Raw genomic sequence first — 26,108 nt, forward strand, 5'->3', positions numbered from 1 at the left:
CGGCCCTTCGAAAATCCGGGCTCCGTGCTACCACAGGAGCCTCCGATTGCAAGCCGCCGAGCGGCGGCCGCCAAAACAAAACCCCGCGGCGCCTTTCCGGCACTCGCGGGGTTCCGACTGTCCCTCGGAGAGAGGAATTACGCGAGCGCGGCCTTCGCCTTTTCGACGATGGCGCCAAACGCCGCCGGCTCATGCACGGCGAGATCGGCCAGAACCTTGCGGTCCACTTCGATGCCGGCCTTCGAAAGCGCGTTGATGAAGCGCGAGTAGGTCAGCGATTCGTCGATGGCGCGGCAGGCGGCGTTGATGCGCTGGATCCAGAGCGCGCGGAAGTTGCGCTTGCGCGCCTTCCGGTCGCGGGTGGCGTATTGCTGGGCCTTGTCGACGGCCTGCGTGGCGGTGCGGAAGTTGCGCGAACGGGCGGAGTAGTAGCCTTTCGCCTTCTTGATGACCTTGCGGTGACGGGCGTGGGTGACGACGCCGGATTTAACGCGGGACATGGGTCAGTCTCCTAATCAGCGGTTATACGGCATGTATTTCTTGACGATCTTCGCGTCGGCATCGGCCAGGAGCATCGTGCCCGTGGCCTTGCGGACGAAGTCCGTCGAACGCTTGATCATGCCGTGACGCTTGCCGGCGACACCCGCCTTGACGCGACCCGAGGCCGTCATCTTGAACCGCTTCTTCGCGGCCGATTTGGTCTTCATCTTGGGCATATTTCATCTCCATCTTCAGACGTGAGCGCACGACTCGGCAATGCCACTTGGCCGGCCGCGCGGGGTATTCGAGAGGCGCCCTATAGCCGGGGTGGCCCCGGATGGCAAGGGGGGACGGCAGCGCAAAGGGGGTCTGGCCAAGGCAATCTTCGGCCTTGCATCAGGCCCGGCCACAGGGCGCGAAGCCCGGCGACTTTTTCCTTGGGCGGAACGGACAAACCCTCAAATCGGGACAATAAAGCGGCAAAAATGCGGCAAAACTGTGTCATACTGACGCATATTAACCAGTATCCGGAGGTTCAGATGATCGACAAACGTATTCTTGCTCTTGTGACGTTCGCGGCCTTTGCCGCCGCTGGCCCGGTTCTCGCGAACGGTGACGGCGAATGCTTCAGCGGCTGCGACCCCGAGCCCAGGGAACATGCCGACAACGGCTGGGGCAATGGCGAGGACGGGGACAACCCGGGAACGCCGAAGGGTATGCCGACGCAGGCCGGGACGAAGCTCAACGAACTCGAAGGGTCGGGACCGCTGTCGCGTTTCGACGGACGGTAAGACCCAAGGCCCGCATCGACTTGGCCCAACCGGGCAGTCCGGTTTTCAAACCGATGGGCGACGGGCCTTCAGACACTCAGACCTGGCCGGCTTCGAGGATCGGAGCCGGCCAAGTCATGACGGTCGGGGCTCATCTGAACCCTCCGCGGACATGAGGCGTCAGAGGCGCAGAACGGCATTGCCGGAAAGTGCGCCAGTTTCCTGTGCCTCATGCGCTGCGACAAAGTCGTCGAAGGCGAACACCCGGGCGATGCGCGGCGCCAGGCGCCCCTCGGCCAGCAGCGCGTTGATGTCGCCAATGGCCGCCATCTTCGCACCCTCATCAATCGAATAGACGTAGACCGGGTGGAGCGAGATGTTGCGCATCGCCAGCGGATAGAACGGGATCGACGGGGTCAGGTTGGTCGCCGTCGCATAGGCCGCGGCACTTCCGCCAGGCCGGATGATGCGGGGATAGAGACCGACATGCGCGGCCAGATCGACATCGACGACATGATCGACACCGCTGTCGCCGGCGACCTCCAGAAGGCGCGCGCCAAGGTCTTCGGTGCGATAGTCGATCGTCACCTCCGCGCCCGCGGCCCGCGCGATCTCCGCCTTTTCGGCGGAACTGACGGTCGCGATGACGCGCGCGCCCAGGCCGGTCGCGATCTGGATCGCGGAATGGCCGACCGCCCCGGCGCCGCCCGTCACCAGCAGGGTTCGCCCACGCACCGGACCGGCGGCGAGGACGGCGCGATGCGCGGTCATGGCGGGAACACCCAGGCAGGCGCCGATCTCGTAGCTGACCCCCTCGGGCAAGGGCGCGGCCTGGAGGCTGTTCACGCAGACATATTCGGCCGCGGTGCCCACGGTCCCCTGCGACACGCCGGACGGACTGCGGTTGGCGTTGAACAGCCAGACCCGTTCACCGACCCGCCCCGGATCGACGCCCGCGCCGACCGCGTCGATGACCCCTGCGCCATCGTTGTGAACGATGACCTTGTCGGCAACCATCGGGCCCTGGGCCCCGCTTCTCAGCTTCACGTCCGAGGGGTTGACCCCCGAAACGGCAACCCTGACACGCACTTGGCCCGGCCCCGGCTCCGGGATCTCGGCAGGCAAAATCCGCAGCGTGTCCCGGGCGCTGCCGCGTGCGATGTTGAATAGCGCCTTCATCCTGGCTCCCCCCGTATTTCATGACCCTCCTGGCTCCCCCGCGCGCCGGCACGGCAAGCCTGATCCTTCCGAAGAGGTCGGGGAGGCGTAGATTGTCAAGCCCTTGCTGAGCGTGCCCCAATGAAATGGTCCACGGCGATGTTTGGAAAACGAAGCAAAACGGGAGACGAACATTGGGATGAAGGCAATCTGCCGCCCGCTGGACCTGCGCTCTTCATCAATCTTCTTCACCATGCCAGCCACGGCATTACAAGGTTTCTCCCCACGACGGCGAGGCGGTGCCTTGGCGCCAGGGCATTCTCACCGAAACCTGAATGCAACCCGTTGTTTTTGAGATAAAAGCAAAGAAGAGGCCGCTTGCGGAGGTGCCCCGGCGCGGGCTAGCTTGCCCCTGACAGGCCAGGACGGCCGAGACCGAACATGTCACGGATGGTGCAGGGGTGCGCCGGGGTGGCAGGGGTCCCGGACCGTGCGCCCGGGGCCCCTTTGACGGTCAGAAAAGCCCCAGAACCGCGCCGATGACGGCCGAGCCCAGCACAGCATAGCCGCCGTCGATGAAGGTCAGCGCCCTTGGCCGGCCCGCGTAGGCGTAGTTGATGACGATCCAGGGCGCGGCCACGAAAGCGCCCAGCCCGAACCCGGCGACGAGGCCGGAGCCAAACCCGTGAATTCCGGTCATTCCGAAGACGTGCCGCATCATCCCCGCAACCAGCAGCATCGCGATGGCGGAAAGGATGAAGGGCGTGGCGCTGCGGTTCAACGGCTTGCCTGCCTCATCACAGGCAACGCCGGCCGCCGCGATCCACTGACGCGACAGAAGCATGTACCAGACCGCGCCAAGCGCATAGCCCGCCGCCGCTGCGACGAGTACGCTGAAAAAGGACATGATGGACCCCCGACACTGTTTCGTTCCGCCATCATGCCTTTTCGGCGGCGGGCGGTCTACAGGCCAGCAAGCTCGCAGATCACGGCCCATTCGGCCTCAGAGACCGGCTGAACCGAAAGGCGGGTGTTCTTGACCAGCGCCATCTCGGCCAGGCGGGGCTCCGCCTTCGCCTCTTCAAGCGTGATGGCGCGCGGCAAGGGCTGGACGGCGCGGATATCCACGCATTCCCAGCGCGGATCGTCAGTCGAGCTGTCGGGGTGGCACTCGGCCGAAACCTCGACGATGCCGACGATCTCCTTGCCGATGTTGGAGTGGTAGAAAAAGCCCCTGTCGCCGAGCTTCATCGCCCGCATGTTGTTACGGGCCTGGTAGTTGCGCACGCCCGTCCATTCCTCGCCCGCCGCACCCTTGGCGACCTGCTGGTCCCAGCTCCAGGTGTCGGGTTCGGACTTGAAAAGCCAGTAAGCCATCAGCCCACGACCCGCTTCCATTCGGTGACGGTCACGCTTTCGAAGAGGCCCGCAAGGCCGTAGGGATCGCCCGCCACCCAGGCCTCCGCCGCCGCGCGGTCGGCGCAGTCGAGAATGACGAGAGAGCCGCACATCTGCCCGTCTTCGATCAGCGGGCCGGCCAGGGCCACGATTCCGGTCTGTTCGATATAGCCAAGATGGGCCGCCCGGTTGTCGAGGCGCGTCTGAAGCTGGCCGCGCTTGTCACGGCAGATAACGGCGAAATGCATGGTCATTCCTTCTTGAGTGGACGGGAAAGCAGCGCCTCGACGGCCTGCGGAACGGAGACCTGGCCGCGGACCAGGGCCGCGACCATCCGGGTGACGGGTACATCGACGCCCATCCGTTCGGCCAGCGCGCTGGCCGCCTCGGCGGTGGCCGCGCCCTCGACCGTGGTCGTGGTGTCGAAGGCCTGGCCCGCGCCCAATGCCTGGCCGAAGCGGAAGTTTCGCGACTGGGTCGAGGTGCAGGTCAGAACCAGGTCGCCGAAGCCCGAAAGGCCCGCCAGCGTTTCCGCCCGCCCGCCAAGCGCCAGCGCAAGGCGGCTCATCTCGGCGAAACCGCGGGTCATCAGCGCGGCACGGGCGCTGTCGCCGAGGCCGCCGCCGATGACGACACCGGCGGCGATGGCGATCACATTCTTCAGCGCACCGCCAAGTTCCGCGCCCGCCACATCCTCGGTCCGGTAGAGCCGCAGGACGGGCGTCGAAAGTTGGGCTTGCAAGGACTCGCCGGCGGCGGCGTCCGCGCAGGCCAGTGTCAGGGCGGTTGGCAGGCCGCGCGCGATGTCGGCGGCGAAGCTCGGGCCGGTCAGGATTGCGACGGTTGCGCGCGGGCAGGCCGCCGCCACGATGGCCGTCGGTCCGCGGCCGGAGGTCAGGTCGATCCCCTTGCAGCAGGCCACCAGTGCGCGCCCGTCAAGCACCGTGGCGTGGTCGCGCACGAAGCCGTCAAGGCGCTGCATGGGAACCGCCAGCAGCAGTGTGCCCGCCCCGGAGAAATCGGCAAGCTGGTCCGAGACGGTGATATTGGCCGGCAGATCCGCCCCCGGCAGCCGCCGGTCGTTGCGCCCGGTCGCGCGCATGGTGGCCACATGATCGGGGTCACGCGACCAAAGCCCGACATGACCGCCGTTGCGCGCCAGCGCAATTGCCAGCGCCGTCCCGAAGGCGCCCGCGCCGAGGACCGCCACGCTCATGCCTTGGCCCCCTTCTTGCCCGCGCCCAGCATCGGCGCGCTTTGCCGGTCGAGCGGCCAGCGCGGCCGCGCGGGCAGGTCGAGGCCATCGCGAAGCCCGAGGCGGAACCGCTCGATGCCGGCCCAGGCAATCATCGCCGCGTTGTCGGTGCAAAGCGCCAGCGGCGGGGCGAGGAAGCGCACGCCGCGGTCGCGCGCGACGCCCTCAAGCCCCGCGCGGATGGCGCGGTTCGCAGCCACCCCGCCCGCGACGGCAAAGGCGGGCGCTCGGGGCCGCTCTTGCAGGTAAAGGTCCAGTGCGCGTGCCGACTTCGCCGCGAGGACCTCCACCACCGCCGCCTGAAACCCTGCGCAAAGGTCGGCGCGGTCCTGACGGGTCAGACCGCCCTTCTCGGCCACCACGCTGTCGCGTGCCCGCAAAAGCGCGGTCTTCAGCCCCGAGAACGACAGGTCCACCCCGGGGCGATCCAGCAGCGGTCGCGGAAAAGCGAAGCGCGTGGCGTCGCCCGTGGCCGCCTCGGCCTCGACCGAGGGGCCGCCGGGTTGCGGCAGGCCCAGCAGCTTGGCCGTCTTGTCGAAGGCCTCGCCCGGCGCGTCGTCGATTGTTCCGCCGAGGCGGGTGAAGTCTTCGACCCCGCGCACCAGCAGGAACTGGCAATGCCCGCCCGAAACCAAGAGCATCAGGAAGGGAAAGGAAAGCCCGTCGGTCAGCCGCGGGGTCAGCGCGTGCCCGGCCAGGTGGTTGACCCCGATCAGCGGCAGACCCGCCGCGACAGAGATCGCCTTGGCGCACATCACCCCTGCCAGCACCCCGCCGATCAGCCCCGGTCCGGCCGTCACCGCGACCGCGTCGAGATCGGTAAGCGCAACGCCGGCCTCCGCCAGCGCACGCTCCACGCAGTGGTCGATCTGCTCGGCATGGGCGCGCGCGGCGATTTCCGGCACCACGCCGCCGAAGTCGGCATGGAGCGCCGTCTGCCCCTCCACCACCGAGGACAGGATCACCGGCGCGCCATCCGTCAGGCGCACGACGGCGGCCGCGGTATCGTCGCAGCTGCTCTCAAGCCCGAGAATGGTGATCGTTTCGCCCATGGTCCTGCCGGTTGCGCCCCTTGCCTCTGGCAGGTAACACCCAGACAGGCTCCAGACAATCCCGCGGGGCCGGAAGGGGGGCGCGATTACCCGTCCGACGCTGATCCTGACACGCCCCGCCGCGCAGGCAGAGGCCTTTGCCCGCGCCTTCCGCGATCGCTTCGGGGAGGACTGGCCCGTCATCGCCTCCCCGCTCACCGAAACCCGGTACCTTGACGCGGCGATGGAGCTGACGGGCTGCACGGCGGTGATCTTCACCTCGGCCAATGCCGTCACCGGCTTCTGCCGCCTGAGCCCGAGGCGCGATCTGGAGGCACTTTGCGTCGGCGCGCGCACAGCCGAGGTCGCGCGCCGCGCGGGTTTCGCGGCCAGCGAAGGCCCCGGCGATGCGGAGGGGTTGGCCCGGCAGATCGTCACCAACGGCGGCCACCGTCGCCTTGTCTATCCGCACGGGGCGGAGATCGCCTTCGACATGGAAGGACAGCTTGCGAAGGCCGGGATCGATCTCGTTTCGACCATCGTTTACGATCAGGTTCCCTGCCGCGCGGATGACAGGCTTCTGGCAGCCCTGGGGGCGGGGACGCCGCTGCTGCTGCCGCTGTTTTCGCCCGCGTCGGCCCGCCGTGCGGCCGAGGTGATGGCAGGCGCCAGGGCGCCGCTTCTGGTTGCCGCGATGAGCGAGCGGGTGGCCAAGGCGGCCCTCGCGCTGGACCCGGCGGCAATGCGCATCGCCGCGCGCCCGGACGCCCCGGCGATGCTGGCGACGCTGGGTGCGCTGATTGCCGCATCCGGTTCGGCTTGAATGCCTTAGCCGGTGGGGACTAGATTGAAGAATGCAGGCGAAAGCGCGCGCAGCGATCGGGAGGCTTGAGTGGCAAGAAAGAAGAACTCCGAAGATCCGGGCGATGCGCAGACGCCAGAGACGCCGGACATCGAAGACGCCGCGCCCGAGGCACCGACAGAAGCGCCCGGAGCCGTCGATGAGCCCATCGTCGAGGAACCAGCCGTTGAGGAGCCTGCTGCGGCCGATATGCCCGAAGAGCGGACCGAAGAAGCACAGGTTATCCCCGAACCGACCGGAAAACGCGGGGGTGGCGGTTGGGCCGGAACCGTCCTGGGCGGTGCTGTCGCCGCGGGACTGGGGTTTGCTGCGGCCTATTACGGGCTGCCGCAGGCGCAGCGCGGCCCGGATCTGCAACCGGATCTGACCGCCCTCAAGGCGCAGCTGGGGGCACAAGACGCCGACATGGCGGCGCTTGAAACCCGGGTCGGCGCGATCGCCCCAGGCGCCACGTCCGACGACCTTGCCGCCCTCGACGCGCGGGTAATGGCCGCCTTGGCGCAGGCCGAGGCCGCGCGTGGGGCCGTTGCGACAGAGCTTTCGGCACTCTCGCAACGCATCGACGGGTTCGAGGAACGCCTGGCCCTGATCGAACGCGCCCCGGTATCGGGCGACGGCGCCTCGGCGGCGGCGATCCAGTCCTTCGAGCGGGAGATTGCCACGCTCAGGGCCCAGATCGAGGGTCAGAAATCCGAAAGCGCGGCCATGGAGGCGCGTGTGGCCCAGATGGCCACGGAGGCCGAAAGCCGTCTTGGCGCGGCTGAGGAGGAGGCGTCGCGCATCCGCGCCGAGGCCGAAGCCGAGGCCCGGCACGGCCTGGCGCGCGCCGCGCTGAGCCACCTCAGGGCGGCGCTGGAAAGCGGCGCCGCGATCGACGGGGCGCTCTCTGACCTGGCAAGCGCCGGTGTCACCGTGCCGCCGGAACTGGGCGAGCAGGCGAAGGGCATCCCGACAAGCCAGCTTCTTCAGACCCGGTTCGAAAGCGCGGCGCGGGACGCGCTCTCCGCGTCCTTGCGTGAAACCGCGGGCGAAGGCTGGCTTGACCGCGCGACCGCGTTCCTGCGCAGCCAGTCGGGCGCGCGCTCCCTGACGCCGCGGGCGGGCGACGATCCCGACGCCATCCTGTCGCGCGCCGAGGCGGCGCTCAAGGCCGGCGACATTGCCGGTGCGATTGATGAAATAAAGGCCCTGCCGGAGGCGGGGCAGACGGTCATGGCCGAATGGATCGGGCTGGCGGATCGGCGCAGATCGGCCCTCTCCGCTCTTTCGGCCCTGGCCCAGGACGTTGAGTGAGGCGCGCGCGATGATCTGGTCCTTCATCAAGATCGTGGCTTTCGTGGCGCTGGTTGCGGTGCTGACGCTTCTGGCGGGCCGATTGGTCGATGAGGGCAGCGGCCTGCGTCTCATCATCGCCAATACCGAATTCTCCCTTGGCCCGCTTCAGGCCGCGATCGCCGCCGCCGTTCTGGTGCTCGCGGTCTGGATCGCGCTGAAGGTCCTGGGGCTGCTGGTCGCGACGCTGCGCTTCCTGAACGGCGACGAGACGGCGATCAGCCGCTATTTCAACCGCAACCGGGAACGCAAGGGCTTCGAGGCGCTGGCCGAGGGCATGATGGCCATTGCCTCCGGCGACGGGCGGGTGGCCCTGGCCAAGGCGGCGCGGGCCGAAAAATTCCTTGGCCGGCCCGAACTGACCAATCTGCTGTCGGCACAGGCGGCCGAGCTTGCCGGTGACACGCGCCGCGCGACGGCGATCTACAAGCGGCTCCTGGCAGACGACCGGACCCGGTTCGTCGGCGTGCGTGGCCTGATGATGCAAAAGCTGGCCGAAGGCGATACCGACACCGCGATGAAGCTGGCCGAAAAGGCCTTCTCGCTCAATCCCCGCAACGAGGATGTGCAGAACACGCTCTTCCGGCTTCAGACCGGCTCCGGCGACTGGCGCGGCGCGCGCAGGCTTCTGAGCGCGAAGCACAAGCAGGGCCTCTTGCCGCGCGACGTTCACAGCCGCCGCGACGCCGTCCTGGCGCTTCAGGAAGCGCGGGAGGTCTTTGACGAAGAGGCCTCGATCGAGGCGCGGGAGGCTGCGATCGCCGCCAACAAGGCCTCGCCCGACCTGATCCCGGCGGCGGCCATGGCGGCGCGGGGCTATATCGCCAAGGGCAAGCCGAAACTGGCGCAGCGGCTTCTGGTCAAGGCCTGGGGCGCGCAGCCGCATCCGGATCTGGCCGCGGCCTTTGCCGCCATCGCGCCCGACGAAACCCCGCAGCAGCGGCTGAAGCGATTCGAGCCGCTGATGGCGGCGCGACCGGATCATGAGGAAAGCCGGCTGCTGAAGGCCGAGTTGAACATCGCTGCCGAGGATTTCCCGGCCGCCCGCCGCGCGATGGGCGCGCTGGCGCAAGCGCATCCGACGGCCCGGACCCTCACCATCATGGCCGCGATCGAGCGCGGCGAGGGGTCGCCCGAAGCGGTGGTGCGCGGCTGGCTGGCGCGCGCCCTGACGGCAAGCCGCGGCCCCCAGTGGGTCTGCGACAACTGCCACAACATCGAGGCCGAATGGGCGCCTGTCTGCGGCAACTGCGGCGGCTTCGACACCTTCACCTGGCGTGAACCGCAAGAGCGGGGCGCCGGCATGTCGAGCGGCGCGGCAGTCCTGCCACTGATCGTCGGAGAACGCGCGGAGCGCCCGCCGGAAAGCGCCTCGTTCATCGCCCCGGTCGCGGACTACGTCATCGAAGATGAGGCGAGCGAAGCGGCGGATGATGGCGAGGAAGAAGACGAAAAATAGGGCTACACACTTCAGCGCGATGGTGCTATCAGCCCGCCCACGGTCCCGCCTAGCCTGCAAGCGCCGCGGGTCCCCACGTCACGAGGCCCATGCCTTGTGATGGAAAGTGCCGGTGTAGCTCAGCTGGTAGAGCACGTCATTCGTAATGATGGGGTCGGGGGTTCGAGTCCCTTCACCGGCACCAGTTCCAGCAAGAAAACCCCGTAGTCCTAATGGGTTACGGGGTTTCTTGTTGGTATAATCCCTCTTCCGGTCCCTCTCTGGGCATTTGTGACCCCCTGAAAACAGGCTTTGGCGCGTTCAGGTCTCTTTCCTAAATCTTTGCAATAAGTTACACGATTCGTGAGGATGTGCGTTTTCCGGTTTCCGTCCGTTGACGGGATGGAAATGGGTCCGGAGTCAGATCAACCCAAAGCACGGATCGATGCATTTCAGGAAAGATCAGATCTCGCGTCGTTAAAGCACAAATGCCGCCGGGGCTGCCGACGGCATTTGCACCATTTACCGCGAAGGGCCGGGGCATTGCCCCGGCACCCCTGCATTGCCATTGGCCCGTCCTAGTGCAGAACCGCGTCCTCGGGCCTCGGCCGCGACGACTTCGACACCCGTTCGCCGACGATCAGCCCATCGGCCCCGGCGCTGACATGCACCGTGTCGCCGTCCCGAACATCGCCGGCCAGGATCATCTCGGCCAGCGGGTCCTGGAGGTGGCGCTGGATCACCCGCTTCAGCGGGCGGGCGCCAAAGACGGGATCGTAGCCTTCGTCGGCCAGCCAGGTCCGCGCCGCCGGGTCGAGGTCCATCGCGATCTTGCGCTGAGCCAGGCGCTTTTCGAGCCTCTGCAACTGGATCGTGACGATCCCGTCCATGTCGGCCCGCGTCAGCCGGTCGAAGATGATCTGGTCGTCCAGACGGTTCAGGAACTCGGGCCGGAAATGCGCCCGGACCGCATCCATGACATCGCGCCGCGCCTGGCCGCTGTCGGACCCTTCGGGCAGCTGGCTCAGCGCCTGGCTGCCAAGGTTCGAGGTCAGCACGATCAGTGTCTGCTTGAAATCGACCGTGCGGCCCTGCCCGTCGGTCAGGATGCCGTCATCGAGCACCTGCAACAGCACGTTGAAGACGTCGGGATGCGCCTTTTCGACCTCGTCGAACAGCACGACCTGATAGGGCCGGCGCCGCACCGCCTCGGTCAGGGCCCCACCTTCGTCATAGCCGACATAGCCCGGAGGGGCGCCGATCAGGCGGGCGACCGAATGTTTCTCCATGAACTCCGACATGTCGATGCGCACCATCGCGTGTTCGTCGTCAAAGAGGTATTCAGCCAGCGCCTTGGTCAGTTCGGTCTTGCCGACGCCCGTGGGCCCGAGGAAGAGGAACGAGCCCAGCGGCCGGTTCTCGTCGTTGAGCCCCGCCCGGGCCCGCCGCACGGCGTTCGACACCGCGACCACGGCGGCGGATTGCCCGACCACGCGGCGGCCAAGCTCCTCCTCCATCTTCAGAAGCTTCTCGCGCTCGCCCTCCAGCATCTTCGAGGTGGGGATGCCGGTCCAGCGCTCGACGACCTCGGCGATCTGTTCGGGACGCACGGCCTCCTCGACCATCAGCCCGTCTTCCTGCGCCTCGGCCTCGGCCAGTTTGCGCTCGATCTCCGGGATGCGGCCATACTGCAACTCGCCCGCACGGCCGAAGTTGCCTTCGCGCTTGGCGTGTTCCAGTTCATTGCGCGCCTGCTCCAGCTCGCCCTTCAGGGCCTGGGCCTGATTGAGCTTGTCGCGTTCGGCCTGCCACTTCGCCGTCATCTCGGCCGAGCGCTGCTGAAGGTCCGACAGTTCCTTTTCCAGCTTTTCCAACCGGTCGCGGGAGGCCGCGTCGTCTTCCTTCTTCAGCGCCTCGGCCTCGATCTGCTTTTGCAGGATCTCGCGGTCCAGCGCATCGAGTTCCTCGGGTTTCGAATCGACCTCCATCCGAAGCCGGGACGCGGCCTCGTCCACGAGGTCGATCGCCTTGTCGGGCAGGAAACGGTCGGTGATGTAGCGGTGCGACAGCGTCGCCGCCGCAACAAGGGCAGAGTCCGAGATCCGCACGCCGTGGTGCAGTTCGTATTTCTCCTTGATGCCGCGCAGGATCGAAACGGTATCCTCGACCGTCGGTTCCTCGACCATCACCGGCTGGAAGCGCCGGGCAAGGGCCGCGTCCTTCTCGATATACTTGCGGTATTCGTCCAGCGTGGTGGCGCCGACGCAGTGCAATTCACCCCGCGCGAGCGACGGCTTGATCAGGTTCGCCGCATCCATCGCCCCGTCGGTCTTGCCCGCGCCCACAAGCGTATGAAGCTCGTCGATGAAAAGCACGATCTCTCCGGCAGCGGCCTCGATTTCCTTCAGGATCGCCTTCAGGCGCTCCTCGAACTCGCCGCGGTACTTCGAACCCGCGATCAGCGCGCCCATGTCCAGCGCCATCAGCTTCTTGTTGCGCAGGCTCTCGGGCACGTCGCCGTTGACGATGCGCAGCGCCAGGCCCTCGGCGATGGCAGTCTTGCCAACCCCGGGCTCGCCGATCAGGACCGGGTTGTTCTTGGTCCGGCGGGAAAGCACCTGCATGGTGCGGCGGATCTCCTCGTCGCGGCCGATGATCGGGTCGATCTTGCCCTCTTCGGCCATGGCGGTCAGGTCGCGCGCATATTTCTTTAGCGCCTCGTAGCCTTCCTCGGCCGAAGCGGTGTCGGCGGTGCGCCCCTTGCGGATATCGTTGATCGCAGCGTTCAGCGCCTGCGCCGTGACGGCGCCCGCATCCAGCGCGTCCTTGGCGCGCGTGTTCACCATGGCGAGCGCCATCAGGATACGCTCGACCGGGACGAAGCTGTCGCCTGCTTTCTTGGCCAGCTTCTCGGCCTCGTCCAGCACGCGCACCAGCGAGGTGTCCACATAGACCTCGCCCGTGCCGCCCGAAATCTTGGGCTGCTTGGCGACCGCGGCCTCGACCGCCTCGGTCACACGCTCGGGCGCGCCGCCCGCGCGGCGGATCAGGTTGGCCGACAGCCCCTGTTCGTCATCCATGAACGCCTTGAGAAGATGCTCTGGCATCACGCGCTGATGCCCCTCGCGCATCGCGATGGTCTGGGCGGCCTGAAGGAAACCGCGCGACCGTTCCGTGAACTTTTCCATGTTCATCGGCACACTCCTATACAAAGCACCCATCCGTCGGCGCCCGCTTTGCGGCACACCTTCCTGGGCCTGAAGTTTACTTGGGGAGGCAGACCGGCCCCATCAAGTACTTCGCGCGAAGGAACTTCCACGGAGTTGGCCGGAAAATTTCGCCCGGGATCTCATTCCGTGAACCGGATGGTAACCCTGCGCGGCGATGCTGGGCGCAAATCAGGACCGGAGGTCGATGATGCCCAGCCTTGCCCAATCCGCCCTTGCCACGTGCCGGGCTCTCGCGCACCGGGGATCGCGGTTCGGCGGCACGCAACTGCTAGCCATTGCCTGGCAATCGCGCCTTCACGTTCCCCGGCGGCGACCGGGACTGTTCGGCAGCCTGCGCAGGATCGCGTGATGCGCATTCTTTCGGCCCGAATCGTCCATGCGCGAAGGGTCCCGGCCTCCGATCGGATCGAGGCGCTGGTCCGGCTGCTGAGCGAGCCCCGGCCCGGCGCCGACATCGAGCGGGTGGAGGTCGCGGTCACCGCACCGGCACGGGCACGGGATGCGGCGCCTTTGCGGGCGCGCCTGCTGGCGGCGGCGAAACTGGCCTATGCCATCGATCCGGGTCTTTACCGCAGCCCCTGCCGCGCGTCCCGCGCCGCCTGAGCACGCGCCATCGCGGCCTTGAGCGCGCGGACGCGCTCGGCGCTGGTGTGGCGCGGCTCCGGCGGCCCGAACCCGAGGGCGGCGGCCCGGGGATCGAGCGGAACCGGCAGGGCGCAGGAACTGTGGACCTCCTCAACCGGCAAACACTCAAGGAGGGCGCCAACCGTTTGCTCACTGATCCCAGCGCCCGGCAGGACCGCGATCCGCCCCGCCGCCGCGCGGCATGTCGCGGCCAGCGCCAGGGTCCCTTCGGATGCAAGAACCGCCCCGCCGGAACTCAGGATGCGGTCAAACCCCATGGCGACGGCGGTTTCCACGGCCTCTTCGCGGTCGGGAACCAGGTCGAACACACGGTTGAGCGTTGCACTCATGGTCCCCGCGGCCTCACGCAGGCGGGACAGGACGGCGCGATCCAGCCGCCCGTCTGGCAGCGCCGCCCCCAGAACAACTCCGGCCAGCCCCGCCTGCCGCGCCCAGCGCACATCGGCCAGCATCGCCTCCACATCACCAGCCGCGAACCGGAAGTCGCCCGGCCGCGCGCGAATCAGCGCATGCACCGGGATCGGCAAATCCGCCGCCCGCGCCATCTGCCCGGCAGACGGCGTCAGCCCTCCGAGCGCCAGCGCGGCACAAAGCTCGATCCGGTCCGCGCCCCCCTCGACGGCGGCACGCATCCCCTCATCGCTGTCCACGCAGACTTCGAGCCTCATTCCCCCTCCGGCTCCCTTGACAGCGGCGCCCCGCCGCCTCAAACCCCCGCAAACCGCAAGGGAGAGGCCCATGACCCCGTCCGATGACCGCCTGATCGTCGCGCTCGACGTCGCGAATGCCATCGAAGGGCTCGCACTCGCCGACAGGCTGGGCGATTCCGTCAGTTTCTACAAGATCGGGCTCGGCATGCTGACGGGCGGCGGGCTGGCGCTGGCCAACGAGTTGAAGCAGGACCGCGGCAAGCGGATCTTCCTCGACATGAAGCTTTTCGACATTGGCGCGACGGTCGAGGCGGCGGTGCGCGGGATCGCGCAGTTCGACCTCGATTTCCTGACCGTCCATGGCGACCCCCATGTGGTGCGCGCGGCCAAGCAAGGGGCGGCGGCCAAGGATCTGAAGATCCTGGCGGTGACGATCCTGACCTCGCTTGACCGGGCCGACCTCGACGCGGGGCTGATCGTGCCGGGCGACCTGCGCAGCATCGTGATCGAGCGCGCGGCGCGGGCCTTCGCGGCCGGGGCGGATGGCGTCATCTGCAGCCCAAACGAGGCTGTGGCGATCCGCGCGCTGCCCGAGGCCGCCGGCCGCCTGATCGTCACCCCCGGGGTCCGCCCTGCGGGCGCCGAGCTTGGCGATCAGAAACGCGTCGCGACCCCCGCGCAGGCGGTTGCCGATGGCGCCGACCACATTGTCGTCGGCCGCCCGATCTGGCGCGCGCCCGACCCGCGCGCGGCGGCCGAGGCGGTGATCTCGGAACTTGCCTCGCCCCAGGCGCAGCGGCCGAACCGCTAGACCATCTGCCAAAGAAGCCGTGCCGCGAGCGCGCCCGAGGTCACGACCAGCAACGGCTTGATGATCCGCGCGCCGCGCCGCATCGCCACATGTGCCCCCAGGCGCGCCCCGGCGATCTGCGCCAGCCCCATGGCCAGGCCCAGACCCCAAAGCGGTGCGCCCTGTGCCGCGAAGGCGACCAGCCCGCCGAGGTTCGAGGCGAAGTTCAGAAGCTTCGTGTGGGCGGTCGCGCGCAGGACCCCGTAACCCGCCAGCGTCACGAAGCCGATCATGTAGAAGGACCCCGCCCCCGGGCCGATGAGCCCGTCATAGGCGGCGATCCAAGGCACCACGCCCAGCGTGAACATCGCGGGCGCGATCCGCTCCGCCCGGTCCAGATCGCCAAGGCCGGGCTTCACCGCAAAGAACACGGCGATCCCGATCAGCACGACGGGTAGCGCCATGCGCAGGCCCTCGGTCGGAACAAGCCCGGCCAGAAACGCCCCCGCCATGCCGCAACCGAAAGCGACGGCCGCCGCGCGGATCTGCCGGCGCAGGTTCACATGGCCCGCGCGGGCGTAGCTGAGCGCGGCGGTCGCCGCGCCGAAGACGCCCTGAACCTTGTTGGTCGACAGCGCCTCAAGCGGCGAAAGACCCGCCAGCATCAGCGCAGGCACGGTGATCAGCCCGCCGCCGCCCGCGATCGCATCGACGAAACCCGCGAGAAAGGCCGCCGCCACCAGCAGCGCGGCCAGTTCCACCGAAAGTTCGAACATCTCAGGCGAACTCGTTCGCCGAATAGCCCTGGATATAGAGAAGCGCGGTCAGGTCGCCGTGGTTGATGCGGATATCGCATTGGGCCGCGACCGAGGGCTTGGCGTGCAGCGCCACGCCGGCCCCGGCAAGGTGCAGCATCCCCAGGTCGTTCGCCCCGTCGCCGACGGCCATGACCGCATCGTGGCCGATGCCCAGCCGGGCCGAGATGTCCTTGAGCGCGGCGATCTTGGCCTCGCGCCCCAGGATCGGGCGGGCCACATCGCCGGTCAGCGCGCCGCCCTCGGCCAGAAGCGTGTTGGCGCGATGCTCGTCAAAGCCCAGTGCCGCCGCGACCGCCGTGGTGAAGGCGGTGAACCCACCGGAAACCAGCGCCGCGTAACCGCCGTTCGCCTTCATGGTCACGATCAGTTCGCGCCCCCCGGGGGTGAAGGTGATGCGCTCGGCCAGCACCTGGCCGATCACGCTTTCGGGCAGACCCTTCAGAAGGCCGACCCGTTCGATCAGCGCGCCCTCGAAATCCAGCTCGCCATTCATCGCGCGCGCCGTGATCTCGGCCACGCGCGGGCCGACGCCCGCCATGTCGGCCAGTTCATCGATGCATTCCTGACCGATCATGGTCGAATCCATGTCCGCCAGCAGCATCTGCTTGCGCCGCCCCTCGGCGTTCTGCACGACGAGGTCCACCCCGATCCCCTGAAGCCCCTGCCAGACGTCCCACCGGTTGGCCGGAACCTCGGCCACCGCGAATTCGGCGGCGATGCCGGGACTAAGCCACTGCGCCTCGCCCCCGCCCCAGGCATCGCGCAGCGCCTCCACCGCGCTGCGCTCCAGATTGGCCCGGCTGGGGTTTGCAAGAAGGGTGGCGATGAACATGGGTCTGTTTCCGATAGTGGACGGCGGGCGTCGCAAATTGTGTCTCAAGCGGCGCTTTAGGGCAGTTTTCCCGCTTGCGCCAGACCCGGTGCCCGAATATCGCTTGCGGCGGGACACCCCTCCCCAACGAGGGGCGACTATCTGGAAGGATACCATGACCGATGTCACGACCCCGGCCGCGCGGCCGGCCAATCCGCGCTTCTCTTCGGGCCCCTGCACGAAGATCCCCGGCTTCTCCCTCGATATGCTTGACGACGCGCCGCTGGGCCGGTCGCACCGTGCCGCCATTGGCAAGGCCAAGCTGAAAGAAGCCATCGACCTTACCCGTGAAATTCTGGGCGTGCCGGCGGACTACCGCATCGGCATCGTCCCCGCCTCCGACACCGGCGCCGTCGAAATGGCGCTCTGGTCGCTTCTGGGCGCCCGCCCCGTGGAAATGCTGGCCTGGGAGAGCTTCGGTGAAGGCTGGGTCACCGATGTCGTGAAGCAGCTCAAGCTCGACGCGACCGTCCGCAAGGCCCCTTACGGAGAGATCGTGGACTTCGCCCAGGTCGATTTCGCGCGTGACGTGGTCTTTACCTGGAACGGCACGACCTCGGGCGTGCGGGTGCCGAACGGCGACGCGATCCCCGCAAACCGCGCGGGCCTGACGATCTGCGACGCGACCTCGGCCGCCTTCGCGATGGACCTGCCCTGGGACAAGCTCGATGTCGTCACCTTCTCCTGGCAGAAGGTGCTGGGCGGCGAGGGCGCGCATGGCGTCCTGGTCCTTGGCCCGCGCGCGGTGGAACGGCTGGAAAGCTACACGCCCGCCTGGCCGCTGCCGAAGATCTTCCGCATGACCAAGGGCGGCAAGCTGATCGAGGGCATCTTCATCGGCGAAACCATCAACACGCCGTCCATGCTCTGTGTCGAGGACTACCTTGTCGCGCTGAAATGGGCGCAGGGGATCGGCGGCCTTCAGGGCCTGATCGCGCGGACCGAGGCCAATGCGAAAGCCGTGCGCGACTTCATCGCGGACAAGCCCTGGATTGCCGATCTGGCGGCCGATCCTGCCACGGGATCGACGACGAGCGTCTGCCTGAAATTCACGGACGCGCGCATCACCGACGGCGCGGCCTTTGCCAAGGCCGTCGCGAAGCGGCTTGAGAAGGAAGGCGTGGCGCTGGATGCCGGCGCTTACCGCGATGCGCCCCCGGGCCTTCGGATCTGGTGCGGATCGACGGTCGAGACCGCCGATGTGACCGCTCTGATGCCCTGGGTCGAATGGGCATTCACGACCGAGATCGAAGCGCTGGCTGCGGCGGCCTGAAGGGTCGCCCCCTCTCCTCCCGAATTGACTGCATATCAAGGAGCCGACTGACATGGCACCCAAAGTTCTCGTATCCGACAAGCTCAGCGAAACCGCCGTCCAGATCTTCCGCGACCGCGGGGTCGAGGTCGATTACCTGCCGGACCTCGGCAAGGACAAGGACAAGTTCCTTGAGGTGATCGGCCAGTATGACGGCCTCGCCATCCGCTCGGCCACCAAGGTCAGCGACAAGGTCCTGGCCGCGGCGACCAACCTCAAGGTCATCGGCCGGGCGGGGATCGGCGTCGACAACGTCGACATCCCGGCGGCCTCCAAGCGCGGCGTGATCGTGATGAACACGCCCTTCGGCAACTCCGTCACCACCGCCGAACATGCCATCGCGATGATGTTCGCCGTGGCCCGGCAGTTGCCCGAGGCCAGTGCCTCGACCCATGAGGGCAAGTGGGAAAAGAACCGCTTCATGGGGGTGGAGCTTTTCAACAAGACGCTGGGCGTAATTGGCGCGGGCAACATCGGCTCGATCGTCTGCGACCGGGCGCTGGGGCTCCACATGAAGGTCGCCGCCTACGATCCCTTCCTAAGCGACGAACGCGCCAAGCAGATGGGCGTGGCCAAGGTCGAACTGGACGAATTGCTGGCGCGGGCGGATTTCATCACGCTCCACGTTCCGCTGACCGACAAGACCCGCAACATCCTCTCGCGTGAGGCCATCGCCAAGACCAAGAAAGGCGTGCGCATCATCAACTGCGCCCGTGGCGGCCTTGTGGACGAAGCCGCGCTGGCCGAGGCACTGCAATCGGGCCAGGTCGCCGGCGCCGCCTTCGACGTGTTCGAGGTCGAGCCGGCCACCGCCTCGCCGCTCTTCCACCTGCCGAATGTCGTGGTGACGCCGCACCTGGGCGCCTCGACCACCGAAGCGCAGGAAAACGTGGCGCTTCAAGTGGCCGAACAGATGTCGGACTACCTCTTGACCGGCGCGGTCCAGAACGCGCTCAACATGCCGTCGGTCACGGCCGAAGAGGCCGCCGTCATGGGCCCCTGGCTGAAGCTTGCCGATCACCTGGGCGCCTTCGCCGGGCAGATGACCGATGAGCCGATCAAGGCCATCAACGTGCTTTACGACGGTACGGTCGCGGCGATGAACCTGCAGGCGCTGAACTGCGCGGCGATCGCGGGGATCATGAAGGCGCAGAACCCCGACGTGAACCTCGTCTCCGCCCCGGTGATCGCGCGGGAACGCGGCATCCAGATCTCGACCACGCGGCAGGAGAAAAGCGGCGTCTTCGACGGCTACATCAAGCTGACGGTCGTGACCGACAAGCGCGACCGCTCCATCGCGGGCACGGTGTTTTCGGACGGCAAGCCGCGCTTCATCCAGATCAAGGGCATCAACATCGACGCCGAGATCGGGGCGCACATGCTTTACACCACCAACGATGACGTGCCGGGCATCATCGGCACGCTCGGCCAGACGATGGGCGAGGCCGGCGTGAACATCGCCAACTTCACCCTTGGACGGTCGGGCGTCGGCAAGGACGCGATCGCCCTTCTCTACCTTGACGAAGAGCCCGCCCCCGCGGTGATCAAGGCGCTGGAGTCCACCGGCAAGTTCACCCAGGTCCGGCCGCTGAACTTCAACGTGGCCTGACCGCGGCACATCAAAGACGGGGCTGGCGGACAAAACGGCCTGCCAGCCCCGTCTTCTGCCCAAAAACGACGTGAACAGGTCGCCGTGAACCCAGTCGGGGCCGATGCTCTCAGGCAAATTCCGCGCTGCTGAATTCTGCCGCCGGGGGCCCCCATGAATCATCCTGACTTCGACGCTCTGCTGCGCGCCCTTGCCGATGTCTATCTAGCCGAGGGGCGCGAGGCGGCCGATCGCACCGCGCAGGCCCTGACGACCACGCCCGCGCCGGCGGCCTTCCTGCCACAGGACCCTTGCGCACTTGACGCGATGATGCGCGACCTGCTCGCGAGCTCGGCGCACCCCGCCGCGGCCGCGATCCTTGCCGCCCAAAGCCTCATTCCCTGGGGGACCAACCCGGTGGCCGACCGGATGAGCGAAACCGCCGCCGCCATCTGCGCGGTGACCACCTTGATGGGACCGGAAGGGCCGATTCCCGCGCCCGACCTCCGGCTCGGCCTCTTCTACCAGCGGCCCGATACCTATTACGCGCTTCACAACCACGACGCCGACGAAACCTATGTCATCCTGGCGGGCAGCGCGCTTTGGACCGCAGGCGACGACATCCGGGTGCGCGGACCGGGCGACTATATCCACCACCCGAGCCTGATGCCCCACGCCTTCCGGACCGGGAAGGAGGGCGTGCTTGCGCTCTGGCGCTGGAGCGGCGATGTGAACACGCATTCCTACGCCTTCTTGCCGGATGCCGCCGCCTGAAGACCGTAGCGGGAACGCTGCGTTGCAGCCCCTGTCGCACCGGGCTAGGGTCCGGGGCGAAAAGGGGGCCAAGACATGCGAACCTATGTGATCGGCGATATTCACGGCCACCGCGACAAGCTTCAGGCGGCGCACCGGCTGATTGCGAAAGACCGTGCCGAGCAAGGCGATGCGAATGCCCCGGTCGTGCATCTGGGCGATCTGGTCGATCGCGGCCCCGACAGCCGGGGGGTGGTGGATTGCCTGCTGGCGGGGCTGGAACATGGCGAGCCCTGGGTGGTGCTGAAGGGCAACCATGACCGGATGTTTTCGGGTTTTCTCGACGATCCCGACTACCACGACCCCGGCCTGCGCGCGGAACTGAACTGGACCCACCCGCGCCTGGGCGGGGCGGAAACGCTGGCCTCCTACGGGGTGACCGGCGTGGGCGAGACGTTCCTGTCCGACATCGCGGCGCAGGCGCGGCTCAAGGTTCCCGTTGCGCATCGCGATTTCCTCGCGGGGCTTGAGACCTCCTTCGCGCGGGGCCAGGCGCTCTTCGTTCACGCGGGCATCCGTCCGGGTGTTCCGGTTGAGCGGCAGACGGAAACCGACCTGGTCTGGATTCGCGCGCCCTTTCTTGAGGATACACGCGATCACGGGGTGCTTGTCGTGCATGGCCATACCCCGGTCGAGCAGGTCACCCACTATGGCAACCGGCTGAACGTCGACACCGGCGCGGGGTATGGCAAGGCGCTTTCGGCCATCGTGGTCGAGGGCCAAGTGGCCTGGCTTCTGACGCCACGGGGCCGTGTGCCGCTACGTCACGAATAACCCCGCTTTACCCGGACCTGCCCGCGTGCTTGCCTGCGGGCATGAGCCGGATCGCCCGCCCCTACTGGATCGTCGTCGCCATCCTGGCCCTGACCGGCCTCTGGCTCCTCTGGGCCGGGCGGGTGCCGATCTGCGAATGCGGCTATGTGAAGCTCTGGCACGGCCAGACGATGAGCTCGGAGAATTCCCAGCATCTGACGGACTGGTACACGCCCTCGCATATCCTGCACGGCATCCTGTTCTACGCGGCGCTCTGGCTCTTCGCGCGGCGCATGTCTTTCGGCTGGCGCCTGGTGATCGCCACGCTGATCGAGGCCGCATGGGAGATCGTCGAGAACTCCGCCTGGATCATCGAACGCTACCGGGCGGTCACGATCTCGCTCGACTATTACGGCGACAGCGTGATCAACACGCTCGCCGACATCATGGCCATGGTGCTGGGGTTTTACCTGGCGCGGGCGCTGCCGGTCTGGGCGAGCGTCCTGATCGTCATCGGGTTCGAGGCGCTGACCATGTGGGTGATCCGCGACGGGCTCGCCCTCAACATCCTGATGCTGCTTTACCCGCTTGAGGCCGTGCGGGACTGGCAAGGCGGGCTTTGAAGGCCGGGCTAAACCTGTCGGGTTAAACCTTGTTTCACGCCTTTGACCCATCCTGCCCGGGATGCGCGGGGCGGAGGCTTGGGGTGAACATCGCGGACAAGCTTGTCAGGGAAACCCGGGCCCGGCTGGCGGCCGAACGCCTGCTGGAACAGAAGAAGCGCGAACTGTTCGCGGCCAACGAACAGCTCGCGCAACACGCGCTCAACCTGTCAGACCAGATCGTCGAGCAACGCAGCTCCCTTGAAACCGCCCATTCCGAAATGCGGATCGCCCGGAACCGGCTCTGGGACGCGCTCGACACGATTCGCGACGGCTTCGCGCTTTTCGACGGCGACCTGCGGCTTGTGGTCGCGAACCGCGCCTATCTCGCTCCGTTCGAGGGGGTCGAGGGGGTCGGCCCGGGCACCAGCTACGACGCGCTCTTGCGGACGCTGGCCGAAGGCGGCATCGCGGACTTGGAGGGGATGGACGCCGACGACTGGCGCCACGACATGACCGCCCGCATGGTGCGCGAGGTCATCGCGCCCCGGGAGATCCGGCTCCTGAGCGGGCATCGCATCCGCCTGCTCGACCGGCGCTGCGACTCGGGCGACCTGGTGAGCCTTGCACAGAACATCACCCGCGCGACCGAACGGGAGGCCGAACTGCGCGACGCGCGCCAGAAGGCAGAGGCCGCAAGCCGCGCGAAGTCGACCTTCCTCGCCAACATGAGCCATGAACTGCGCACCCCCATGAACGGGATCGTGGGCATGGCGGAACTGCTTTGCGAAACGGCGCTGACCGACGAACAGCGGCTATATGCCGAAACCATCCGCTCCTCCGGCGCGGCGCTGCTCTCGATCATCAACGACATCCTCGACTATTCCAAGGCCGAGGCACAGCGATTGCGCCTGGAGGCGAAGCCCTTCGACCTCGAACATTGCCTGCATGAGGTGATGCTGCTGCTGGAACCCTCGGCGCGCGACAAGGGCCTTCGTCTGATGGTCGATTTCGACATGTTCCTGCCCACCCGCTATCTTACCGACCCGGGCCGGTTCCGGCAGATCCTCACCAACCTGATCGGCAACGCGGTGAAGTTCACCGAAAGCGGGCATGTGCTGATGCGCGTGGTCGGTATGGCCCTGGAGGGCAACGATTACGAAGTGCATGTGACGGTGGAGGACACGGGCATCGGCATCGCCGAAGAGCACCTCGACCACATCTTCGGTGAGTTCAACCAGGTCGAGGATCAGTCGAACCGCAAGTTCGAGGGCAGCGGTCTCGGCCTTGCGATCACCCGCCAGCTGGTCGGGCTGATGGGCGGGTCGGTCTGGGTCGATAGCGAGCTTGGGCAGGGGACCTGCTTCGGCTTCAAGCTGACGCTGAGGGCCGCGGAGCCCATCGTCGTCGATCATCCCGACCGCCCGATCCTTCTGCGCTCGGCCCTCGTGGTGGATGAACTGCCGATGAACCGGAAGATCATCGAGCGGCAGTTGCAGACCTATGGGTTGACCGTCACCCACTGCCGATCGGCGGCCGAGGCCCTGGCGGCCTTCGGCGGCGGCACCGGCATCGACCTCGTGCTGATCGACGAACACATCGCCCCCGTCGCTGGGCAGCCGCTGTGCGCCGCGCTCCGTGCCGCCGGGCCCAAGGTGCCACTGCTCGGTCTTTTCGCGGACCCCGCCGCGCAGGGCCTGGACCTGCCCTATGCTGGGCGGCTGCAAAAGCCCGTCCTGCGCAGCGAGCTTTACCATCACCTGCGCGCACTCTCAGTGTCGCGGGCGGCGGATCTCTCCCACGAGGCAACCGACTGCGGGGGCCGATCGGGCCGTCGGATGCGGGTCCTGGTGGCGGAGGACAATCGCACCAACCAGCTCGTGTTCACCAAGATGGTGCAGGGCTTCGACATCGAGCTTGAGTTGGCGGCCAACGGGCGGGAGGCCGTCGCACTTTGGCAAAGATTCCGCCCCGACGTGATCTTCATGGACATCTCCATGCCCGAGGTCGACGGGCGGGAGGCGACCCGGAGCATCCGTGCCCAGGAACGGGGCACCGGCGCCCATGTGCCCATCATCGCCCTCACCGCCCAGGCGCTCGACGGGGAGGAAACGGCCAGCTGCCCGGACGGGATCGACCGATACCTGAAAAAGCCGCTGCAGAAGATCACGCTGGCCGCGACATTGGCAGCCTTCCGTCCGGACGGCACCGCCGATCCGGTGCCGGGCAATCCCGCCTAACCGTCCCAGAGAACCGCGAGGAAGGCCTCGGCGAAGCGGTCGGCCTTCTGCGCGCCCATGCCGCCGATGCGCTCAAGCTCATCCCGGGTGCGGGGGCGGCTTTCGGCGATGCGGGCCAGGGTCGCGGGGTTGCAGGTCAGGAACTTGCCTGTGCCGTCAGTGCCGCGCGACAGATCCTGCTGCGCCATCATCAGCCGGTCGAAGACGCCGCCCTCGGCGCGCCCGGCCATGCGCCGCCGCGCCGGATGGGGCGCGGCATCCGGGGCGCCGGTGATCACCTCAAGAAACGCGCGGCCGTAGCTTTCCAGCTTCTTGGCGCCGACGCCGCTGATCCGCGCCATCGCGTCCAGCGTTTCGGGCCGACGCTCTGCCATCTCGATCAGGGTGCGATCGGGGAAGATCACATAGGCGGGGACGCGGGCGACCTCCGCCAGCGCGCGCCGCTTGGCCTTCAGCGCGGAGAGAAGCGGCGCGTCCTCCTCCGAGACCAATGCGCGCGCCACGGGGCCTGAGGGCGCGCGGATCGTATCGCGGCGCAGGGTGATCCCGGCCTCGCCGCGCAGGATCGGACGGGCGGCGTCGGTCATGCGCAGCGCACCGTGGCGTTCGGGATCGGGCCGGACCAGATCGTGGCCCAGCATCTGCCGGAAGATCGCCTGCCACTCCGCCTTGCCCCGATCCCGCCCGACGCCGAAGGTCGGCAAGGCATCGTGCCCGCGTTCGCGCACCTTGTCGGTCGCCTGCCCGGTGAGGATGTCGATCAGATGCCCCGCGCCAAAACTTTCGCCCGACCGGAGTACCGCGGAGAGCGCCTTGCGCACCGCCTCGGTCCCGTCGAAGAGGTCAGGCGGGCTGTCGCAAAGGTCGCAGGCCCCGCAGGGTTCGGCCTCTTCGCCGAAATAGGACAGAAGCCTGCGGCGGCGGCAGCAGGTCGCCTCCGCCAGGCCAAGAAGCGCGTTCAACCGCGCATGATCGGCCGCCTTGCGCTCTGGCGGGGCGAGGCCCTCGTCGATCTGTGCCCGTCGCAGGCGAATATCGTCGGGGCCGTAAAGCGTCAGCGTCTCGGCGGGCGCCCCGTCGCGACCGGCGCGGCCGATTTCCTGGTAATAGGCCTCGATCGATTTCGGCAGGTCGGCATGTGCCACCCAGCGGATGTCCGGTTTGTCGATGCCCATGCCGAAGGCGACGGTCGCCACCACGATCAGCCCGTCCTCGCGCTGAAAACGCGCCTCGACCTCGCGCCGGTCGTCGGGCTCCATGCCCCCGTGGTAGTGGCAGGCGACATGCCCGGCCTCGCGCAGCGCCTGGGCCAGGGTTTCGGTCTTGGCGCGCGTTCCGCAATAGACGATGCCGGACTGGCCCCGGCGGGCAGCGGCGAAGTCGAGGATCTGCCGCCGTGGCTGGTTCTTGACCGCGAAGGCGAGGTGAATGTTCGGCCGGTCGAAGCCGCGCAGGAAGGTTTCGGGCGACGTGCCGTCGAAAAGCCGCGTGACGATCTCGGCGCGCGTCTCCTCGTCGGCGGTGGCGGTGAAGGCGGCCAGCGGCACGCCCAGCGCACGGCGTAGTTCGCCGATCCTCAGGTAATCGGGGCGGAAGTCGTGGCCCCATTGGCTGACGCAATGCGCCTCATCGACCGCGATCAGTCGGGTGCCAATCCGGCGGAGAAGTGGCAGCGTGCCACCAGAGGCAAGCCGTTCGGGCGCCATGTAAAGAAGCTTCAGCCGCCCGTCGTCCAGAGCGGCGAAGACTTCCTCCGTCTCCGCCTCGGTATTGCCGGAGGTCAGCGCCCCCGCCTCGACCCCGGTTTCGCGGAGTGCCCGCACCTGGTCGCGCATCAGCGCGATAAGGGGCGAGATGACGACCGTCACCCCGTCCCCCAAGAGCGCGGGCAACTGGTAGCAGAGAGACTTGCCGCCGCCCGTCGGCATGATGGCAAGCGTGTTGCGCCCCGCGGCCACTGCCTCGACAATCTCTGCCTGGCCGGGGCGGAAGCCCGAGAATCCGAAGACGGAGGAAAGGATCTCCTCGGCGCGCTGCATCGTTGCTCTTGTCTCTGCTCGTTGTCCCGGACC

General features: G+C 67.6%; 25 protein-coding genes and 1 tRNA gene. 13 read left to right on the forward strand and 13 right to left on the reverse strand.

The genetic code is table 11. From position 1 onward, the window contains the following. Positions 1-137: 137 nt before the first annotated feature. Positions 138-500 (reverse strand): 50S ribosomal protein L20, encoded by a 363-nt coding sequence (gene rplT, locus OE647_RS00310; protein WP_263719592.1) that lies wholly within the window; start codon positions 498-500, stop codon positions 138-140. Positions 501-515: 15 nt separating this feature from the next. Beyond that, positions 516-716, reverse strand: a complete 201-nt coding sequence (gene rpmI, locus OE647_RS00315; protein WP_263719593.1) for a 50S ribosomal protein L35 — start codon at positions 714-716, stop codon at positions 516-518. Between the two features lie 303 nt (positions 717-1,019). Here rpmI and OE647_RS00320 point away from each other — a divergent pair, with 303 nt between their 5' ends. Beyond that, on the forward strand, positions 1,020-1,271 hold the full coding sequence (locus tag OE647_RS00320) for a hypothetical protein (RefSeq protein WP_263719594.1): 252 nt from the start codon (positions 1,020-1,022) through the stop codon (positions 1,269-1,271). A gap of 159 nt (positions 1,272-1,430) precedes the next feature. Here the strand turns inward: OE647_RS00320 and OE647_RS00325 are convergent, their stop codons facing one another. From OE647_RS00325 to tsaD, 6 genes are all read right to left on the reverse strand, one after another. Continuing rightward, positions 1,431-2,429, reverse strand: coding sequence for an NADPH:quinone reductase (locus tag OE647_RS00325; RefSeq protein ID WP_263719595.1), 999 nt, complete (start codon positions 2,427-2,429; stop codon positions 1,431-1,433). 493 nt (positions 2,430-2,922) lie between these two features. Beyond that, a complete protein-coding gene (locus OE647_RS00330) occupies positions 2,923-3,315 on the reverse strand; it encodes a DUF1761 domain-containing protein (RefSeq protein ID WP_263719596.1) in 393 nt (130 codons plus the stop codon). 56 nt (positions 3,316-3,371) lie between these two features. After that, positions 3,372-3,785 (reverse strand): EVE domain-containing protein, encoded by a 414-nt coding sequence (locus OE647_RS00335; protein ID WP_263719597.1) that lies wholly within the window; start codon positions 3,783-3,785, stop codon positions 3,372-3,374. After that, positions 3,785-4,054 (reverse strand): YciI family protein, encoded by a 270-nt coding sequence (locus tag OE647_RS00340; protein WP_263719598.1) that lies wholly within the window; start codon positions 4,052-4,054, stop codon positions 3,785-3,787. The genes OE647_RS00335 and OE647_RS00340 overlap by 1 nt, the downstream gene beginning before the upstream one ends. Before the next feature lie 2 nt (positions 4,055-4,056). After that, on the reverse strand, positions 4,057-5,022 hold the full coding sequence (locus tag OE647_RS00345) for an NAD(P)H-dependent glycerol-3-phosphate dehydrogenase (RefSeq protein WP_263719599.1): 966 nt from the start codon (positions 5,020-5,022) through the stop codon (positions 4,057-4,059). Beyond that, positions 5,019-6,113, reverse strand: a complete 1,095-nt coding sequence (gene tsaD / locus OE647_RS00350; protein WP_263719600.1) for a tRNA (adenosine(37)-N6)-threonylcarbamoyltransferase complex transferase subunit TsaD — start codon at positions 6,111-6,113, stop codon at positions 5,019-5,021. The genes OE647_RS00345 and tsaD overlap by 4 nt, the downstream gene beginning before the upstream one ends. A 181-nt stretch (positions 6,114-6,294) precedes the next feature. Between tsaD and OE647_RS00355 the strand changes: the two genes are divergently transcribed. From OE647_RS00355 to OE647_RS00370, 4 genes are all read left to right on the forward strand, one after another. Then, the gene (locus OE647_RS00355; protein WP_263719924.1) at positions 6,295-6,915 is read left to right on the forward strand and encodes a uroporphyrinogen-III synthase; all 621 of its coding nucleotides are present in this window, start codon (positions 6,295-6,297) and stop codon (positions 6,913-6,915) included. Between the two features lie 69 nt (positions 6,916-6,984). Continuing rightward, a complete protein-coding gene (locus tag OE647_RS00360) occupies positions 6,985-8,247 on the forward strand; it encodes a COG4223 family protein (RefSeq protein ID WP_263719601.1) in 1,263 nt (420 codons plus the stop codon). A gap of 10 nt (positions 8,248-8,257) precedes the next feature. Continuing rightward, the gene (locus OE647_RS00365; protein WP_263719602.1) at positions 8,258-9,745 is read left to right on the forward strand and encodes a heme biosynthesis protein HemY; all 1,488 of its coding nucleotides are present in this window, start codon (positions 8,258-8,260) and stop codon (positions 9,743-9,745) included. Between the two features lie 108 nt (positions 9,746-9,853). Then, positions 9,854-9,929: transfer RNA gene (locus OE647_RS00370), tRNA-Thr, on the forward strand. Positions 9,930-10,302: 373 nt separating this feature from the next. Here OE647_RS00370 and clpB read toward each other — a convergent pair. Continuing rightward, complete coding sequence (clpB, locus tag OE647_RS00375; protein WP_263719603.1) at positions 10,303-12,918, reverse strand: ATP-dependent chaperone ClpB; 2,616 nt, start codon at positions 12,916-12,918, stop codon at positions 10,303-10,305. A gap of 384 nt (positions 12,919-13,302) precedes the next feature. Here clpB and OE647_RS00380 point away from each other — a divergent pair, with 384 nt between their 5' ends. Further along, complete coding sequence (locus tag OE647_RS00380) at positions 13,303-13,557, forward strand: hypothetical protein (RefSeq protein WP_263719604.1); 255 nt, start codon at positions 13,303-13,305, stop codon at positions 13,555-13,557. Here the strand turns inward: OE647_RS00380 and OE647_RS00385 are convergent. Continuing rightward, entirely contained in the window at positions 13,521-14,267 is a 747-nt protein-coding gene (locus OE647_RS00385) for a copper homeostasis protein CutC (RefSeq protein ID WP_263719605.1), read from the reverse strand. The two genes, OE647_RS00380 and OE647_RS00385, sit on opposite strands and share 37 nt — an antisense overlap. A gap of 70 nt (positions 14,268-14,337) precedes the next feature. Between OE647_RS00385 and pyrF the strand changes: the two genes are divergently transcribed. Next, positions 14,338-15,060 (forward strand): orotidine-5'-phosphate decarboxylase, encoded by a 723-nt coding sequence (gene pyrF, locus OE647_RS00390; protein ID WP_263719606.1) that lies wholly within the window; start codon positions 14,338-14,340, stop codon positions 15,058-15,060. Here the strand turns inward: pyrF and OE647_RS00395 are convergent. Together OE647_RS00395 and serB are read right to left on the reverse strand one after the other, a co-directional pair. Continuing rightward, positions 15,057-15,815: a TSUP family transporter gene (locus tag OE647_RS00395; RefSeq protein WP_263719607.1), complete on the reverse strand. Its 759-nt coding sequence runs from the start codon at positions 15,813-15,815 to the stop codon at positions 15,057-15,059. The two genes, pyrF and OE647_RS00395, sit on opposite strands and share 4 nt — an antisense overlap. 1 nt (position 15,816) lies before the next feature. Continuing rightward, a complete protein-coding gene (serB, locus tag OE647_RS00400; RefSeq protein WP_263719608.1) occupies positions 15,817-16,689 on the reverse strand; it encodes a phosphoserine phosphatase SerB in 873 nt (290 codons plus the stop codon). Between the two features lie 154 nt (positions 16,690-16,843). Between serB and OE647_RS00405 the strand changes: the two genes are divergently transcribed. The 6 genes from OE647_RS00405 (at position 16,844) to OE647_RS00430 (ending at position 24,036) form a co-directional block, all read left to right on the forward strand. Beyond that, on the forward strand, positions 16,844-18,001 hold the full coding sequence (locus OE647_RS00405) for a phosphoserine transaminase (protein WP_263719609.1): 1,158 nt from the start codon (positions 16,844-16,846) through the stop codon (positions 17,999-18,001). Positions 18,002-18,053: 52 nt separating this feature from the next. Next, positions 18,054-19,649, forward strand: a complete 1,596-nt coding sequence (gene serA / locus OE647_RS00410; RefSeq protein ID WP_263719610.1) for a phosphoglycerate dehydrogenase — start codon at positions 18,054-18,056, stop codon at positions 19,647-19,649. Positions 19,650-19,802: 153 nt separating this feature from the next. Beyond that, positions 19,803-20,402: a dimethylsulfonioproprionate lyase family protein gene (locus OE647_RS00415; RefSeq protein WP_263719611.1), complete on the forward strand. Its 600-nt coding sequence runs from the start codon at positions 19,803-19,805 to the stop codon at positions 20,400-20,402. A gap of 75 nt (positions 20,403-20,477) precedes the next feature. Then, positions 20,478-21,215 carry a metallophosphoesterase gene (locus OE647_RS00420; RefSeq protein ID WP_263719612.1) on the forward strand — a complete coding sequence of 246 codons (738 nt, stop codon included), beginning with the start codon at positions 20,478-20,480 and terminating at the stop codon, positions 21,213-21,215. Between the two features lie 41 nt (positions 21,216-21,256). Further along, positions 21,257-21,817, forward strand: coding sequence for a DUF2585 domain-containing protein (locus OE647_RS00425; protein ID WP_263719613.1), 561 nt, complete (start codon positions 21,257-21,259; stop codon positions 21,815-21,817). Between the two features lie 83 nt (positions 21,818-21,900). Next, positions 21,901-24,036, forward strand: coding sequence for a response regulator (locus tag OE647_RS00430; protein WP_263719614.1), 2,136 nt, complete (start codon positions 21,901-21,903; stop codon positions 24,034-24,036). Here the strand turns inward: OE647_RS00430 and recQ are convergent. Then, on the reverse strand, positions 24,033-26,075 hold the full coding sequence (recQ, locus tag OE647_RS00435) for a DNA helicase RecQ (protein ID WP_263719615.1): 2,043 nt from the start codon (positions 26,073-26,075) through the stop codon (positions 24,033-24,035). The two genes, OE647_RS00430 and recQ, sit on opposite strands and share 4 nt — an antisense overlap. Positions 26,076-26,108: the final 33 nt, after the last annotated feature.

It is taken from the genome of Albidovulum sediminicola, assembly GCF_025751575.1.
Taxonomy (GTDB): Bacteria; Pseudomonadota; Alphaproteobacteria; order Rhodobacterales; family Rhodobacteraceae; genus Albidovulum; species Albidovulum sediminicola.